Annotated in this window: 13 protein-coding genes; 9 read left to right on the top strand and 4 right to left on the bottom strand. The window is 65.5% G+C overall.

The genetic code is table 11. The annotated features are described in order from the left end of the window. Positions 1-62: 62 nt before the first annotated feature. Entirely contained in the window at positions 63-1,058 is a 996-nt protein-coding gene (locus OCW50_RS10625; RefSeq protein WP_373371362.1) for a sialic acid TRAP transporter substrate-binding protein SiaP, read from the bottom strand. A 132-nt stretch (positions 1,059-1,190) separates the two neighbouring features. Here OCW50_RS10625 and OCW50_RS10620 point away from each other — a divergent pair, with 132 nt between their 5' ends. From OCW50_RS10620 to lpdA, 9 genes are all read left to right on the top strand, one after another. Next, entirely contained in the window at positions 1,191-1,898 is a 708-nt protein-coding gene (locus OCW50_RS10620; RefSeq protein WP_262297473.1) for a GntR family transcriptional regulator, read from the top strand. Positions 1,899-2,189: 291 nt separating this feature from the next. Further along, positions 2,190-3,110, top strand: a complete 921-nt coding sequence (locus OCW50_RS10615) for an MBL fold metallo-hydrolase (RefSeq protein WP_262297472.1) — start codon at positions 2,190-2,192, stop codon at positions 3,108-3,110. A 195-nt stretch (positions 3,111-3,305) separates the two neighbouring features. Beyond that, complete coding sequence (locus OCW50_RS10610) at positions 3,306-4,031, top strand: DUF2270 domain-containing protein (protein WP_373371361.1); 726 nt, start codon at positions 3,306-3,308, stop codon at positions 4,029-4,031. A 107-nt stretch (positions 4,032-4,138) separates the two neighbouring features. After that, complete coding sequence (locus OCW50_RS10605; RefSeq protein ID WP_262267948.1) at positions 4,139-4,972, top strand: universal stress protein; 834 nt, start codon at positions 4,139-4,141, stop codon at positions 4,970-4,972. 240 nt (positions 4,973-5,212) lie between these two features. Further along, a complete protein-coding gene (locus OCW50_RS10600; protein WP_262267947.1) occupies positions 5,213-5,503 on the top strand; it encodes a hypothetical protein in 291 nt (96 codons plus the stop codon). Positions 5,504-5,630: 127 nt separating this feature from the next. Continuing rightward, positions 5,631-6,863 (top strand): 3-methyl-2-oxobutanoate dehydrogenase (2-methylpropanoyl-transferring) subunit alpha, encoded by a 1,233-nt coding sequence (locus OCW50_RS10595; protein ID WP_262267946.1) that lies wholly within the window; start codon positions 5,631-5,633, stop codon positions 6,861-6,863. Positions 6,864-6,866: 3 nt separating this feature from the next. After that, positions 6,867-7,880 carry an alpha-ketoacid dehydrogenase subunit beta gene (locus OCW50_RS10590; protein WP_262267945.1) on the top strand — a complete coding sequence of 338 codons (1,014 nt, stop codon included), beginning with the start codon at positions 6,867-6,869 and terminating at the stop codon, positions 7,878-7,880. Position 7,881: 1 nt separating this feature from the next. Next, the gene (locus OCW50_RS10585) at positions 7,882-9,207 is read left to right on the top strand and encodes a dihydrolipoamide acetyltransferase family protein (protein ID WP_262267944.1); all 1,326 of its coding nucleotides are present in this window, start codon (positions 7,882-7,884) and stop codon (positions 9,205-9,207) included. A 5-nt stretch (positions 9,208-9,212) separates the two neighbouring features. Beyond that, positions 9,213-10,610 (top strand): dihydrolipoyl dehydrogenase, encoded by a 1,398-nt coding sequence (gene lpdA / locus OCW50_RS10580; RefSeq protein WP_262297471.1) that lies wholly within the window; start codon positions 9,213-9,215, stop codon positions 10,608-10,610. A gap of 191 nt (positions 10,611-10,801) precedes the next feature. On the opposite strand, the gene OCW50_RS10575 is transcribed toward lpdA, so the two are convergent. Genes OCW50_RS10575 through OCW50_RS10565 form a run of 3 tightly spaced genes read right to left on the bottom strand, consistent with a single transcriptional unit; the run spans position 10,802 to position 15,407 of the window. Beyond that, positions 10,802-11,848 (bottom strand): adenylate/guanylate cyclase domain-containing protein, encoded by a 1,047-nt coding sequence (locus OCW50_RS10575; protein ID WP_262267942.1) that lies wholly within the window; start codon positions 11,846-11,848, stop codon positions 10,802-10,804. After that, entirely contained in the window at positions 11,845-12,222 is a 378-nt protein-coding gene (locus OCW50_RS10570) for a response regulator (RefSeq protein WP_262297470.1), read from the bottom strand. Before OCW50_RS10570 ends, OCW50_RS10575 begins: the two co-directional genes overlap by 4 nt. Next, complete coding sequence (locus tag OCW50_RS10565; protein WP_262297469.1) at positions 12,219-15,407, bottom strand: response regulator; 3,189 nt, start codon at positions 15,405-15,407, stop codon at positions 12,219-12,221. The genes OCW50_RS10570 and OCW50_RS10565 overlap by 4 nt, the downstream gene beginning before the upstream one ends. Positions 15,408-15,412 lie beyond the last annotated feature (5 nt).

Below are 15,412 nucleotides of genomic sequence, written 5' to 3'. Positions count from 1 at the left end.
GCGGGCGGCGGGATACTCGAACGGCAGAACGGCGGGCCGCCGAAAACGGCCCGCCCGAAACCTCAGAGACCTTCGGATTTCAGAGCCTGGATCTTGTCGAAATCCGCCTTCCGATAGCCCAGGGATTCCAGGGTCACGTTCTTCATGACCGCTTCCTTGAACTCGTCCTTGTTGACCTCGGTGATCGTCAGGCCCTTCTGCTTGAAGGTCTCGATCAATTCCTTCTCCTTCGCCTGGATCTCTCCCGAGGCGCGGGCAGCCGCCTCTTGCGCGACAGCGGTGAAGATCTTCTTGTCTTCATCCGAGAGCTTGGCCCAGAGCTGCTTGGAGACGATCGTCGCGAGATGGTCGACGATATGGCCGGTCAGCACGATGTTCTTCTGGACCTCGTAGAACTTCTTTGCCTCGATCGTCGTCAGAGGGTTCTCCTGCGCGTCGACCGTGCCGTTCTGAAGGGCCAGGTAGACCTCCGCGAAGGCGATAGGCGTGGTATTGGCGCCGCAGGACCGCGGCATGGCCAAGTAGGCCGGGGCATCGGGCACGCGGATCTTGAGGCCCTTCATGTCGGCGCAGGTCTTGAAGGGCTTGTTCGTGGACGTGTGGCGAATGCCATAATAGGTGAGCGCCAGCATCTGGTGCCCTGTCTTCTCGGCGTAGCCGGCGCCGAGTTCCTTGAAGACGTCGCTCTTCGCGAAGGCGAGCAGGTGGGCGGAGTCGCGGAAGATGTAGGGATAGTACCCGATGCCGATCGGCGGATAGCTGCGTGCGGCGAAGCTTGGACCGGAGATGATCATGTCGACCGTGCCGAGCGACAGGCCCTGATTGATGTCGCTCTCCTTGCCGAGCTGCGAGGCCGGATAGACGTCGATCTGATAGCGGTTGTTGGTGCGCTTCGCGATCTCCTGGGCCGCCCATACCGACTGGGTGTGGAACGGCTCCGAAGTTTCGTAGACGTGAGCCCACTTCAGCTTGGTCTGGGCACTCGCCGGCAATGCGGGAAGAATGACGGTTGCGGCGGCGACGAGGCCCAGCGCGAGACGGCGGGTCAGAAATGGCATAGGCGTTTCTCCGAATGCCGGCTCTGTGGCCGGTTGAAACATGATCACGAGCGGTGCCGCTCGTGGAAGCTACCCGACGAGACGGTGGCGTCCGCCCAACGGTTCGGCTAACATGTTAGGCAAATGGACGCCGTGGACAAGAGAAAAAGTTATGATTTCCTTGCTCCCCTCGAGCGGGGGAGCCGAGGGCATACGACGGACCTGGTGGAGCGCTCCCTGCGCTCGGCCATCGTGGCGCTCGATTTCGCTCCGGGCGAGTTCATCGACAAAGGCGCCGTCTGCAGTGCCCTGAGGGTGTCCCGGTTCCCGGTTTCGGAGGCGCTGACACGCCTGGCGGCGGAAGGGCTCGTCGAGATCCTGCCGCAGCGCGGGTCGAGAGCAGCGCGCATCCGCCTGGCGGAAATCAGGGAATCCATGCTGATCCGTCAGGCTCTGGAAGGGATGGTGGCGGAGAATGCCGCGCGGTCTCTGTCCTGTCACGCCATCGAGGCCCTGCGTGGCAACCTGGAGGCGCAGCAGCAGGCCGTCCTGAGGGGAGATCGCCCGGGCTTCCACGTGCTGGATCTCGAATTCCACACGATCCTCGTCGAAGGGCTGAAGCTGCCGCGGGTCGCCGCCGTGATCGACGCCTCCCGGGCCAACATCGATCGTGTGCGCCGACTTCTCTCCTCGCCCCGCCGGCATATCGTGACCCTGGCCGAGCATTGGGAGATCTTCCGGGCTCTCGAGGCTCACGATGCGCTGGCCGCGCGCCGGGCCATGGAGGCGCACCTGGAAGCCGTCGTGGAGGAGTTGGGGCGGTTCTCCGTCGAGCGCGCGGAGGTGTTCGTGGAGGCCTGAACGGCAGGACGCGCCCCGCCTCGCCATCCAGGGTGCCGCTCCGGCGCCTGCGACCCGTCGCGGAGACGCGCCCGGTCCTGCGCCGGACGACACTTCACCGGCAACGCCATGCGGTTTATAAATGTCGGATCGCCGGATCGGTAGCCGATGAAGGGACCAGGGCGATCGTTCCGCGACCCGAGGCCTGATGGCGTTCCGTCCGCTGGTGGATGCCGGCGACCTGCGCCGCACCGCGTGCCGGCTGCGGACTTTCGGCGACGCCATCCGTTTTCGCCTCAAGGAGTGCAAGCCATGAGCACGGCGGCCTATCCGCAAGCAGGACCGGATCGCTCGGCTGCCCGGCCGCAGGTCGATGCCTTCTTCGATCAGCGGACCTGCAGCGTCCAGTACATCGTGGCCGATCCTGCAACCGGACGCTGCGCTCTCGTCGATCCCGTTCTCGACTATGACGAGCCGTCGGGATCGATCGCGACCGCGTCGGCCGATGCACTGCTTGCCCGCGTGAACGAGAAGGGCCTCACCGTCGAGTGGATCCTCGATACGCATCCCCATGCAGACCACCTGTCCGGCGCGGGCTATCTCAAGGACATGACGGGTGCGAGGACGGCCATCGGGGAGCGGATCGTCGATGTGCAGCGGCTCTGGAAGGAGATCTACAACCTGGAGGAGTTTGCGGCCGACGGCTCGCAATGGGACCGCCTGCTCGCCGACGGCGAGGTCTTCCGGATCGGAGACATGGATGCACGCGTGATGTTCTCACCGGGCCACACCCTCGCATCCATCACCTATGTCGTCGGGGATGCCGCCTTCATTCACGATACGCTCTTCATGCCGGATTTCGGTACGGCCCGGTGCGATTTCCCCGGCGGGGATGCGAGCGCCTTGTGGCACACCATTCAGCGCATCCTGTCGCTGCCGGACGACACCCGTCTGTTCTCGGGCCATGATTACAGGCCGGGAGGCCGGGATCCCGCCTGGGAGAGCACCGTCGCCAGTCAAAAGGCCTCCAACATCCACCTCGTCCGGGCTCCCACGGAGGACGCGTTCGTCGCCATGCGCCAGGCACGGGATGCCAAGCTGCCGATGCCGAAGCTGATCCTGCACGCCCTGCAGGTGAACATGGCCGGAGGACGGCTGCCGGCGTCCGAGTCCAACGGAACACGCTATCTCAAGATACCGCTCGACAGGCTCGCCTATGCCGTCTGGGGTTGATCGGGTCTCGTCGACGAAAGACCGCGACCCGGAGCAGGGTGGTCCCCATTTGACGGCGTCCTCCCGAGATCTGCATTCTGCGCACGCCCGTCCCGGTGCTATAATGACTCCCGCCCTGTGACGTTCTGACAAGAGCGCGAGCCTCCCGAGTCGATCGGCGTGATCCGAGGAGGCCGGGGCCGAGGGAGCGCCGTCATGCTGCCGCAGAACGATCCTGCGCTTGTCCAGACCCTGCGTCCGCCCGTCGAGGCGCCGGTTTTTCCCGGCACGTCGAGCGAGTTCGTCACCGTTATGGCGCATTACCACCGGGCCGAGATTGCCCGGATGGCCGGGTGGCGCGACCGGATCGACCGGACGACCAACTGGGCCATCACCGTGGTGGCCGCCATGCTGTCGGTCTCGCTCTCCACGCCCACGGCCCATCATGGGGTGCTGATCTTCGCCATGGTGCTTGTTCTGCTGCTCCTGGTGATCGAGGCGCGCCGCTACCGCTTCTTCGACGTCTATCGCAATCGCGTGCGCCGGATGGAGCGCAACTACTTCGCCCAGATCTTCTCGCCCGAGGAGGGAACGACGGCCGACTGGGTCCAGAAGCTGGGCGACGACCTCAGGCGCCCCCTGTTCCTGACGAGCACCAGCCAAGCCCTCTCGCGCCGCCTCCGCCGCAATTACTGCTGGATGTTCCTGATCCTGCTGTTCGCCTGGATCGTCAAAACCACCTTCATCAGAATGCAGGAAAATGCCGTCGATGCCCACCTCGTCGCGTCGGTGGGGGAATGGGTCCGGAACGCGGCGATCGGGCCGGTTCCCGGATGGGCGGTCATCACCGCCCTGGCGATCTTCTATGGCTGGATTCTCTACGCCACGTTGCGCAAGCAGACAGGGGAGGGAGAGCTGGCCTTCGGCAATGTGCACGTCTGAAGCCTCAGGCCCGACCCGGTCTGAAGAAGATTGGATGTGCCGAACGCGGAGTTCGGGAGTATAATGTTCCCGGGGCATCGGCTCGCAGGCCGACCGAGGTGGTTGCCATGAAGGCCATTCTGGTTCCGGTTGAGCAGCACAGCTTCATTCGCTCGGTCCTTGACACCGCCCTCCTCGTGGCCGGCCGTTTCGGGAGCCATGTGGAAGGCCTGGCGCTCGGTCCCGACATTCCTGACGTCATCGCGTTCGATGTTCCGGTCGGATGGACGATCCTGAGCGAGAAGGAGCAGCGTGAACTGGTGGAGCGGGCGCGCCACCTTTTCGAGGAGTTCATGCTGTCCTGCGCGGTGCCACGGAAGACGGAGGTGCCGGAGGAGGCCTCCTGCGGGTGGATCGGTCCGCAGCTGTTTGGGGACAGCTATATCGGGAATTTCGGCCGGGTGTTCGATCTGATCGTCCTTGGGCGCCCGGGGTCGAGCGACGAGCCGCCGCGACTGGCCACTCTCGAGGCCGCCTTGTTCGAGGGAGGGCGGCCGGTGCTGATGGTTCCGCCCTCGACCCCGGCATCGATCGGCGAGACCGTCGTGATCGCCTGGAATGGCAGTACGGAGACGGCTCGGACCGTCGCGCTCGCAATGCCCCTTCTGGCGAAGGCCGACCGCGTCGTCGTTCTGACCCTTGAGGGATGGGGCGTCGACGGGCCGAGCGGCGCGGAACTGGCGCTTCGCCTCCAGCGGAACGGCGTCCGGGCCGAGACGGCGGCACGCAGGCTGAACGCGCGCGTTCCCGGCGAAGCCATCCTGGAGGATGCGGCCTCGTTCCGCGCGGACCTGCTCGTCAAGGGAGCCTATACCCAGAGCCGTCTCAGGCAGATGATCTTCGGCGGAGCCACCAGCCATATCATCGCTCATGCGGGATTGCCCGTCCTGATGGCTCATTAGAGCATCGGACGGAAAAGTGGATCCGGTTTTCGCTGGCGCGGCCCGCTGGGTCCGTTCTGACCGATGCTCTCATTCAAGAAGAAAGCATCGGATGGATCCCAAAAGTGCAAGTCCACTTTTGGGTCCGATGCTTTAGCGAGGCCGCCCGCAGCGTTCGACGGCGGTCGTCATCGTGGGGAGCGTCCAGAATGGCGCCCCGGCGTTTGGGGTTGTGCTCGTCTGCAAACGGTGGAGGCATCCATGTATGTCGTCATCCGGAAATTCCGCAACATGCGCTCTGTGCCCGAAGCGGCCCGACGCGCCGAGAGCGGGATCGGCCAGATCCTGCGACAGTCGCCGGGCTTTCAGGGCTACCATGTCTTCGATTGCGGCAACGGCGTCGGCGGCTCGGTGACGCTATTCGACAGCCGCGAGGCTGCGCTTGCGGCCAACGAGAAGGCTCTGGCGTGGATCCACGCGAGTCTGGCCGATCTGATCCAGGGCGAGCCGGAAATCACGGCGGGCGAAGTTCTGGCGACCGTGAAGCCTTGACGGCCCGGCCGGTTGGTCCGTGCGTCCGGAGCCTGTCGATAACCGGTCATGCCCTCTTTTGAAACGGCTCAGCCTATGGCCGAATGGTGTTTCGTTCCTAGTTCTCTCGGGAGGAGAACGAAAGACCATGACCGATTACGGACCGCTGACCCTTCACGTGCCAGAACCGGCCGTTCGACCCGGGGGGACACCCGACTTCTCCAATGTGAGAATCCCCAAGGCCGGGGCCGTCCCCCGGCCCGAGATCGACGTGGATCCGGAAACCATCCGCGATCTCGCCTTCTCCATCATCCGCGTCCTCAATCGAGCCGGAGAGGCGGTCGGACCCTGGGCCGGGCTCCTGAGCGACGAGGAGCTCGTCGAAGGCATGCGCAACATGATGACATTGCGCACCTTCGATGCCCGCATGCTGATCGCTCAGAGGCAGGGCAAGACATCCTTCTACATGCAGCATCTGGGCGAGGAGGCCATCAGCTGCGCCTTCCGCAAGGCGCTCCTGCCGGGGGACATGAACTTTCCGACCTATCGGCAGGCCGGGCTTCTGATCGCAGGCGGCTATTCGATGGTCGACATGATGTGTCAGGTCTATTCGAATTCCCGCGATCCCCTGAAGGGACGCCAGTTGCCCGTCATGTACTCCTCCAAGGAGCACGGGTTCTTCACGATCTCGGGCAACCTGGCCACCCAGTACGTTCAGGCCGTCGGCTGGGCGATGGCCTCGGCCATCCGAAACGATACCAAGATCGCCGCGGCCTGGATCGGCGACGGATCGACGGCGGAGTCGGACTTCCACGCGGCGCTCGTCTTCGCGTCCACCTACAAGGCCCCGGTCATCCTCAACATCGTCAACAATCAATGGGCGATCTCCACGTTCCAGGGCATCGCCCGCGGCGGAGCGGGTACGTTCGCGGCGCGCGGCCTGGGTTTCGGCATTCCGTCGCTGCGGGTCGACGGCAACGATTATCTCGCCGTCTACGCGGTGGCGAAATGGGCCGCCGAACGGGCCCGGCGCAATCTCGGCCCGACACTGGTCGAATACGTCACCTATCGGGTCGGCGCCCATTCGACCTCCGACGATCCCTCGGCCTATCGCCCCAAGACGGAGTCCGATGCATGGCCGCTCGGAGATCCGATCATCCGGCTGAAGAACCATTTGATCCTGCGCGGGGCCTGGTCGGAGGAGCGGCACAAGCAGGCGGAAGCCGAGATCCTCGATACGGTGATCGCCGCGCAGAAGGAGGCGGAGAGCTACGGCACGCTCCATGCCGGCGCCAAGCCATCGGCCCGCGAGATGTTCGACGGCGTCTATGCCGAGATGCCGCCGCATCTGCGTCGTCAGCGGCAGCAGGCGGGAGTCTGAGCCATGGCGCGCATGACGATGATCGAAGCCATCCGTGACGCGATGGACGTGATGATGGCGCGCGACGAGCGCGTGGTCGTCTTCGGCGAGGATGTGGGCTATTTCGGCGGCGTCTTCCGCTGCACGGCCGGGCTCCAGCAGAAATACGGCAAGACGCGCTGCTTCGATGCGCCGATCAGCGAGGCCGGCATCGTCGGGACGGCGATCGGAATGGCGACCTATGGACTGCATCCCTGCATCGAGATCCAGTTCGCCGATTACATGTATCCCGCCTATGACCAGATCGTGTCCGAGGCGGCGCGGCTGCGCTACCGCTCGAACGGCGAGTTCACCTGTCCCCTGGTGATCCGCATGCCGACCGGCGGCGGTATTTTCGGCGGGCAGACCCACAGCCAGAGCCCCGAGGCCCTGTTCACCCACGTGGCGGGGCTGAAGACGGTGGTGCCATCCAATCCCTATGACGCCAAGGGTCTTCTGATCGCGGCCATCGAGGACCCGGACCCGGTAATCTTCCTGGAGCCGAAACGTCTCTACAACGGCCCCTTCGACGGTCACCACGACCGGCCGGTGACGCCATGGTCGAAGCACGATCTGAGCGAAGTCCCGAACGGCCATTTCAGCCTGCCGCTCGGCAAGGCTTCCATCGTGCGGGACGGCGCCGCCGTCACCGTGCTGGCCTATGGAACGATGGTCTATGTGGCGCAGGCCGCGGCCGCCGAGGCTGGGATCGATGCGGAAATCATCGACCTGCGGACGCTGATCCCGCTCGACATGGAAACGATCGCCGCATCCGTCCGGAAGACGGGCCGCTGCGTGGTCGTCCACGAGGCCACCCTGACGTCCGGCTTCGGGGCAGAGCTGGCGGCCCTCGTGCAGGAGGCCTGCTTCTTCCATCTGGAAGCGCCCGTCGCCCGGGTCACCGGGTGGGACACGCCTTATCCCCATGCTCAGGAATGGGATTACTTCCCGGGGCCGGCCCGTGTCGGACGCGCCCTCGTCGAGACGATGGAGGCCTGACATGGGCGAGCACCTGATCAAAATGCCCGATGTCGGCGAAGGGATCGCCGAGGCCGAGCTCGTCGAGTGGCACGTCAAGGTCGGCGACCTCGTCCGCGAGGATGCCGTGCTGGCGGCCGTGATGACCGACAAGGCCACGGTGGAGATTCCCTCCCCGGTCGATGGCGAGGTGCTGTGGCTCGGGGCCGAGATCGGCGACGTGGTGGCCATCGGTTCCCCTCTGATCCGCCTGAAGGTCGAAGGGGAGGAGAGCGCGTCGTCCGAGAACAGCCCGCCGGAGAAGGCCGCCGAGGCGCCCGCACGAACCGGCGAGATCGAAGCCCAGGCGGATGGTGCCGTCCGGGTTCCGGATGCCATCGTCGAACGGCAGGCCCGCAGCACGCCGCCTCAGACGGTGGAGAGGCCGCCGGCTCCGCCGGTGAGGATGCATCGCGCGCCCGCGATGCGCGCAGAGGGCGAGAGGCCGATCGCGTCGCCGGCCGTCAGGCTGAGAGCACGCGAGGCCGGCGCCGATCTCCGGCAGGTTCCCGGTTCCGGTCCCGCAGGCCGGATCACCCATGAGGATCTCGATGCCTTCCTGACCCATGGCCGGCAAGTCTCCAAGGCGCCGGGGCTCGTGCAAAACACCGCCGTCGAGCACATCAAGGTCATCGGGCTGCGGCGCAAGATCGCCGAGAAGATGGCGCTCGCGAAATCGCGCATCCCGCACATCACCTATGTGGAAGAGGTCGACGTCACGGCGCTCGAGGATCTGCGGTCTTCGCTCAACGCGAACCGGCGGTCCGATCGGCCGAAGCTGACCCTGCTTCCTTTCCTGATGCGCGCGATGGTCAAGGCGATCGCCGAACAGCCGCATCTGAATGCGGTCTACGACGACGACGCGGGAATCGTCCACCAGCATGGCGGCGTGCATATCGGCATCGCGACGCAGACAGGCTCCGGCCTCATGGTGCCCGTGGTAAAGCACACGGAGGCACGTGATCTCTGGGACTGCGCCGCCGAGCTGAACCGTTTGGCCGAGGCGGCGAAGTCGGGCCTCGCGAGCCGCGAGGAGCTGAGCGGATCGACGATCACCATCACGTCGCTCGGCGCCATGGGCGGCATCGTCACGACGCCGGTGATCAATTATCCGGAGGTCGCGATCGTGGGAGTCAACAAGATGGTCGTGCGGCCGGTCTGGGACGGTTCCACGTTCATTCCCCGCAAGATGATGAACCTGTCCTCCAGCTTCGATCACCGAATCATCGACGGCTGGGATGCGGCCGTTTTCGTGCAGCGCATCAAGGCGCTTCTGGAGACGCCCGCCATGATCTTCGTGGAGACCTGAGACCGATGAAGGACATTTCCTGCAAGCTCCTGGTCATCGGAGCCGGACCCGGCGGCTATGTCTGCGCCATCCGGGCCGGTCAGCTGGGGATCGACACGGTCATCGTCGACGCGGGCAAGCCCGGCGGAACCTGTCTGAACGTCGGCTGCATTCCCTCGAAGGCGCTCATCCATGCGGCGGAGGAGTACGACAGGATCGTCCATCTCGCGAATGGTCGCAATTCTCTCGGGATCAGAGCGACGAAGCCCGAGCTCGACCTCGCGCAGACGATTGCCTGGAAGGACGGCATCGTCGGGCGGCTCAACAGCGGGGTGTCGGGCCTGCTCAAGAAGGCGAAGGTGAAGATCGTCCAGGGCCGGGCCCGCTTCCGCGACGGCAAGACGGTCGAGGTGGAGACGGAGACGGGCCGCCAGATCGTCCGCGCCGAGACCGTCGTGATCGCAACCGGGTCGGCGCCCGTCGCCTTGCCGAACCTGCCGTTCGGAGGGGCCGTGATCTCCTCCACGGAGGCGCTGGCGCTGACTTCGGTTCCGGAGCGCCTCGTCGTGGTCGGGGGCGGCTATATCGGCCTGGAACTCGGCACCGCCTTCGCCAAGATGGGAGCGAAGGTCACGGTCGTCGAGGCTCAAGGCCGCATCCTGCCGCAATACGACGCCGAGCTGACGCGTCCCGTGTCCAAGAGGCTGCAGGCCCTGGGAATCGACGTGATGACCGGAGCCAAGGCCAAAGGCTTGGCCAAGGCCGGCAGCACCCTGCTGGTCGAGGCGGAGGACGGATCCGAGGCGTCACTTGCCGCCGACAAAATTCTCGTCACGGTGGGGCGGCGGCCGGTGACGCAGGGCTGGGGGCTGGACGAACTCGTCCTCGACATGGATGGGCCCTTCATCCGCATCGACGAGCGGTGCCAGACATCCATGCGCGGGATCTATGCCATCGGGGACGTGACCGGGGAGCCGATGCTGGCTCATCGCGCCATGGCCCAGGGCGAGATGGTGGCCGAGATCATCGCCGGCCATAAGCGCGTCTGGGACAAGCGCGGCATTCCTGCGGTCTGCTTCACCGACCCCGAGATCGTGACCGTCGGCCTGTCGCCGGAGGAGGCGCGTCGAACGGGCGTCGAGGTCACGATCGGTCAGTTCCCGTTCTCGGCCAATGGCCGGGCCATGACCAAGATGGGCGAGGACGGCTTCGTGCGGGTCGTTGCCCGCGTGGACAATCATCTGGTCCTCGGCATTCAGGCCGTCGGCCACGGCGTCTCCGAACTGGCGGCCGCTTTCGGTCTCGCGCTCGAGATGGGGGGGCGCCTCGAAGACGTCGCCGGTACGATCCATGCGCACCCGACGCAGGGCGAGGCCTTCCAGGAGGCGGCTCTCAAGGCGCTCGGGCAGGAACTGCATATCTGATACTGCGTATCTAGCGCATCGGACGGACCCAGCGGGCCGCGTCAGCGAAAAGTGGACCCGGTTTTCGCTGGCGCGGCCCGCTGGGTCCGCCTCATCCGATGCGCCGGTCAAGAGAGGGAGCCTCGGATGAATCCCAAAAGTGGTGTCCACTTTTCACGTCCGAGGCTCTAACGCCGTGTCGCTCGTCCTCCCTACGGGGAGGTGATGATTCGATAGGCTTCCAGGTCGCCCTTGCCTTTGATCGGGACCGGGCCCAGGGGGAAGGCGTCGATCCGGGTCTTCACCTGTTCCCATGCGGCCGCGCTGATATTGATGCTGGCGCTCGTGCCGTAGGCCGCGAGGCGGGCCGCGACGTTGACCGTGTCGCCCCAGATATCGAAGCTGAACTTCTGGCGGCCCACGACGCCGGCCACCACGGGGCCGACATGGATGCCCACCCGCACGTCCCATGGGATCGGCAGACGGGATGCTGACGCGATCGTCGAGGCCGCGCATGCGATGCTGGACATCACCGGGTCCGGGTTGGACAGGAGAAGGCCGGCGGTGGCGAGAAGTCCGTCGCCGACCGTCTTGATCTTCTCGAGGCCGTGTTCCGCGGCATTGTCCTCGAAGGCAGTGGCGAAGACGTGGAGGTTGGCGACGATCTCCTCGGGAGCGAGGAGGTCGCAATAAGCCGTGAAGCCGACCACATCCGCGAAGAGCACGACGACGTTCTCGTGCCGCCGCGGCGTGACGCTCTGAACGCTTTCGAGCTCCTCCACGGCCTGAGCCGGCAGGATGGCATGGAGAAGCGCTTCCGCTCGGGACCGCTGCCGCTCGATCTCCTTGAGGTAGCTCAATTCCTGATCGTGCAGCCTCTTTTTCTCCAGGCACGCGCCGACCCTGGCCCGCAGGAGCGCCGGATTGAAGGGCTTGGGCAGGTAATCCTCCGCTCCGAGTTCGATGCAGCGGACGACGCTCTCGAACTCGGACAGGGCCGAGATCATCAGCACAGGAATATCGCGGGTCGCGGAATGCGATTTCAGGTGCTTCAGAACCTCGTAACCGTTCAGCTCGGGCATCATGATATCGAGGAGAATGAGATCGAAGCGTTCCTCGGCGACCCTGCCGAGGGCTTCGCGCCCGTTCTCGGCGGTGATCACGTCGGTCCAGCCTTCCCGGTGCAGCCGGCGCATCAGGGTATACCGGTTGTCCTCATTGTCATCCACGACCAGGATACGAACGCCGGCATAGATCATGGTGTCGTCCGATCCTGCAGAAGCCTGTCGATCTTCGCCAGGAGCCTCTCGAAAGCGACCGGCTTCGCGTCGTATTCGTCGCAGCCTGCCTCCAGGGCCCGTTCCCTGTCTCCCGGCATCGTATGCGCGGAGAGTGCGACGATCGGAATTCGCCGGGTGTCGGGTGCTGCCTTCAACAGACGGGCGGCGCTCCAGCCGTCCAGGGTCGGGAGGCCGAGATCCATCAGGATGAGATCGGGCTTCTCCCGGCGGGCCATCTCGACGCCCTGCTCGCCATCGCGGGCAACGAGAACCTGGAAGCCATGCCGCTTCAGGCGCTGTGACAGCATGTACACGTTGTCCTCGTTGTCCTCGACATACAGAATCCGGATCATGCTCGCTCCCGAGGTCCGGCGCGTCCGGGCCGCATGCAATCGGCGATGACCTCCCGCAGGCTGGACAGCACCTCATCCTTTCCGCCGAGCCGCTTGCGCAGGATCTTGCGGATGCCGCCGCTGAGGCGGCGGTGATCATCGTCGCTGAGGTCCGCGGCCGTCAACACGATCAAAGGGAGATGGCGGGTCTTCTCGTCTCGGCGAACCTCGTCGACGAATTCGAACCCGTCCATCTCGGGCATCATCAGGTCGAGGAGGACGATATCCGGATCGACCAGGGCAAGCCGATCCAGGCCCACCCTTCCATTCTCCGCCTCGGCCGTCTCCCATCCGTCCTCCCGGAGGATGCGCGTCAGCCAGCCGCGGGTCTGGGTGTCGTCCTCGATCACCAGGACACGCGGGTTCGCATGTTCGGGACGGCAGGACGCAAGCGCCTTCAGGAGGCACTCCCGGTTGACCGGCTTCGTCAGATAGGCGGCGGCGCCGAGGGCGTACCCACGGTTCTCTTCATCCACGATGGTGACCATGATGACCGGGATGTCCCTCAAGGCGACATCCCGCTTCAACTCTTGAAGGGTGCTCCAGCCATCGGGGTCCGCCATCAGCACGTCAAGGGTGATGACCGAGGGCCGGAAGTCCCGGGCGATCGCGATCCCCTGAGGACCGCTTTCGGCCGTCATGACCTCGAAACCCTCGCGAGTCAGGAGCTGCCTGAGGATGCCGCGCGACGTGTCCTCGTCGTCGATGACCAGCGCGCGCTGCCCGCGTCCGATCGGGTGGGTGCCGATCGGCAGACGTTTCATGTCGGAGCGCAGGCTGCGCATGCCCGGCGGGCTTCGTCCCGCCGGCAACGTGACCGTGAAGGTGCTTCCGCTCCCTGGGGAGCTTCGAACGGTGATATCCCCTCCCATGATCCGGCAGAGCCGGCGACTGATGGCAAGACCCAGCCCGGTTCCTCCGTACTTCCGGGTGATCGAACTGTCGGCTTGGGTGAATTCCTGGAAGAGGTTGGCGCATTGCGCCTCCGTCAGGCCGATTCCGGTATCGTGAACGGACAGAACCACCCGGTCCCCGCCTGGAGCGGTCTCGCGCCCGGCACGGAGGGTGACGGTTCCGCTCCTGGTGAACTTGCAGGCATTGCTCAGAAGGTTGAGCACGATCTGGCGGATCCGAACGGGATCGGCATGGATGCTGCCGAGACCCGCCGCAATCTCGGTGACGAGACGGTTCTCGTTCTTCACCGCAAGGGTCTCGGCCGTTCGCACCGCGTCCTCCAACAGGCAGCCGAGCTCGACCTCCTCCATATGGAGCTCGAGCTTGCCGGCCTCGATCTTGGCCAGATCGAGAATCTCGTTGATGAGAGCCAGAAGATGCGCGCCGGCGTGGTGAATCCGGTCCAGCGGCTCGATCATGGCCGTCTCGCCCGCCTCCTCCGCATCCTCCTTCAGCATCTCGGTGATCCCGATGATGGCGTTGAGCGGCGTTCTCAGCTCATGGCTCATATTGGTGAGGAACTGGCTCTTGGCCCTGGTCGCCGCCATGGCCTGGTCGCGGGCCAGTTCGAGCTGCGTCGCGTGGCGCTTGACTTCGGTGATATCCGTATAGACCGCGACGGTTCCGCCGCCGGCGATCCTGCGCTCGCTCACCTGGATCCAGCGGTCGCCCTCGCGGTGCTGCACTTCGGCCACGACCGGATTGCGGTGGCGGGCCAGTCGCTCGACCACCCAGGGGTCGATCCGTCCTCTCGCCTCCTTGATCAGTCCGAGCTCCGCGGCACGCCGGATCACGGTCTCGAACGATGTGCCGGGCGTCATGGGGACGTTCGTCGCCGGGTAGAGAAGCTCCTGATAGCGGCTGTTGCACAGGACGAGGCGGTCATCGGCATCGTAGAGCGCAAAACCCTCGTTGATGCTCTCGATGGCGTCGATCAGACGCTGCCGGGCGTTGGCGACCTCGCGCAGGTTCTTCTCCTCGACCTCGATCGCCGTGTCGCGGAAGACGGCGAGTGCCCTGGCCATCTGTCCGATCTCGTCGCCGCTGTCGGCCGGCAGGGGAGCCCGCAGGTTGCCGCCGGCGATCGCCAGCATGCTCTCGCTCAGGTTGCGCAGGCGCGCGACGAGGTTGCGGTCGACGTAGAGCCAGACGATGAGAAGCGAGCTGATCAGGCTCAAGGCGACCACGCCGCGCAGGACGTTGTTGGCGACGCGCTGCGCCGTCATCGCCTCCCGGCTGGCCGCCTGGATATCCTGCCGGGCCGCGGTGACGAGACCGTCGACGGCCTGTGTGAGCTGAGACGACAGGCCGGCATTTTCCTGCAGCAGGCGCTCGGCATCCTCGATCAGGCCGAGCTCGGTCCTTCGCGCCGACAGAAGGCTGTCCGGTCCCTCGACGAGCTTGGCGAAGTCGGCGATGCGCTGGTCGAAGCGGCCGCGAAGCCGCGGATCCGTCAGGTCGGCGGAGATCTGACGCAGGGCCGAGAGCGAGCGGTTCAAGGGGAAGCCGAGAACCGCGATGTCGGCCGCGTTGTCCGTCAGGGAGGCCTTGAGCAGGCCATCGCCGATCGCGGCGAATTCGAGCTGCGCCTTCTGCATCAGCAGGTCATCGGCGATCTCCTGAATGACCACCGCGGGAGGCAGAGGGGCTCCTTGTGTCGGTTGTTCGCGCCGTGAGGCGGCGAACTTGGAATCTAGGACCACGAGAGCCGGGGCGACGAGGCGCTGCGCCGCCACCGTGGCGTTCGACAGGCGCCGCAGGAGCGCGTCCTTGTGCGTCGAGACGACAATCCGGCCGGCGACGAGGCCGGCGAGCGCCGTGAGGTTGCGACGGAGCCGCTCCACGGCCGGCTCGAGGGAGATTCCCGTCGCGGGGTCGACATCGCTCTTGATCTGGGCGAGCAGAGCCTCCAGACGGTCGACCTCGGCCGTGATCGAGGCCGAAATCTCCCGATACTGCACCTGTGAGCGCGCGCTCAGCAGAGTGGGGGCGGCCGCGACGATGCGTTCAGCCTGCCGCGACAGATCGAGGGCCGTGATGGCCGCGGGCACGCGCTGCTCCGTGATGCGCTCGATCACATAGGCCATCTGGCGGAACGCGTAGGTGCCCGCCGCGGCCGCCAGCAATGCGAAGGCGCTGATTCCGAGAAACGCCAGAAGAAGGCGCCAGCGGACGCTCAGCCAGACAGGCATGATGG

It is taken from the genome of Microvirga sesbaniae (genome assembly GCF_025460805.1).
GTDB lineage: Bacteria > Pseudomonadota > Alphaproteobacteria > Rhizobiales > Beijerinckiaceae > Microvirga > Microvirga sesbaniae.
This window is presented reverse-complemented; position numbering and strand designations above follow the sequence as displayed.

Excerpts from the sequence above, each read along its gene's own strand:
- OCW50_RS10625 (WP_373371362.1), bottom strand. The coding sequence starts at position 1,058 with ATGCCATTTCTGACCCGCCGTCTCGCGCTGGGCCTCGTCGCCGCCGCA.
- OCW50_RS10615 (WP_262297472.1), top strand. The coding sequence starts at position 2,190 with ATGAGCACGGCGGCCTATCCGCAAGCAGGACCGGATCGCTCGGCTGCC.
- OCW50_RS10610 (WP_373371361.1), top strand. The coding sequence starts at position 3,306 with ATGCTGCCGCAGAACGATCCTGCGCTTGTCCAGACCCTGCGTCCGCCC.
- OCW50_RS10605 (WP_262267948.1), top strand. The coding sequence starts at position 4,139 with ATGAAGGCCATTCTGGTTCCGGTTGAGCAGCACAGCTTCATTCGCTCG.
- OCW50_RS10600 (WP_262267947.1), top strand. The coding sequence starts at position 5,213 with ATGTATGTCGTCATCCGGAAATTCCGCAACATGCGCTCTGTGCCCGAA.
- OCW50_RS10595 (WP_262267946.1), top strand. The coding sequence starts at position 5,631 with ATGACCGATTACGGACCGCTGACCCTTCACGTGCCAGAACCGGCCGTT.
- OCW50_RS10590 (WP_262267945.1), top strand. The coding sequence starts at position 6,867 with ATGGCGCGCATGACGATGATCGAAGCCATCCGTGACGCGATGGACGTG.
- OCW50_RS10585 (WP_262267944.1), top strand. The coding sequence starts at position 7,882 with ATGGGCGAGCACCTGATCAAAATGCCCGATGTCGGCGAAGGGATCGCC.
- lpdA (WP_262297471.1), top strand. The coding sequence starts at position 9,213 with ATGAAGGACATTTCCTGCAAGCTCCTGGTCATCGGAGCCGGACCCGGC.
- OCW50_RS10575 (WP_262267942.1), bottom strand. The coding sequence starts at position 11,848 with ATGATCTATGCCGGCGTTCGTATCCTGGTCGTGGATGACAATGAGGAC.
- OCW50_RS10570 (WP_262297470.1), bottom strand. The coding sequence starts at position 12,222 with ATGATCCGGATTCTGTATGTCGAGGACAACGAGGACAACGTGTACATG.
- OCW50_RS10565 (WP_262297469.1), bottom strand. The coding sequence starts at position 15,407 with ATGCCTGTCTGGCTGAGCGTCCGCTGGCGCCTTCTTCTGGCGTTTCTC.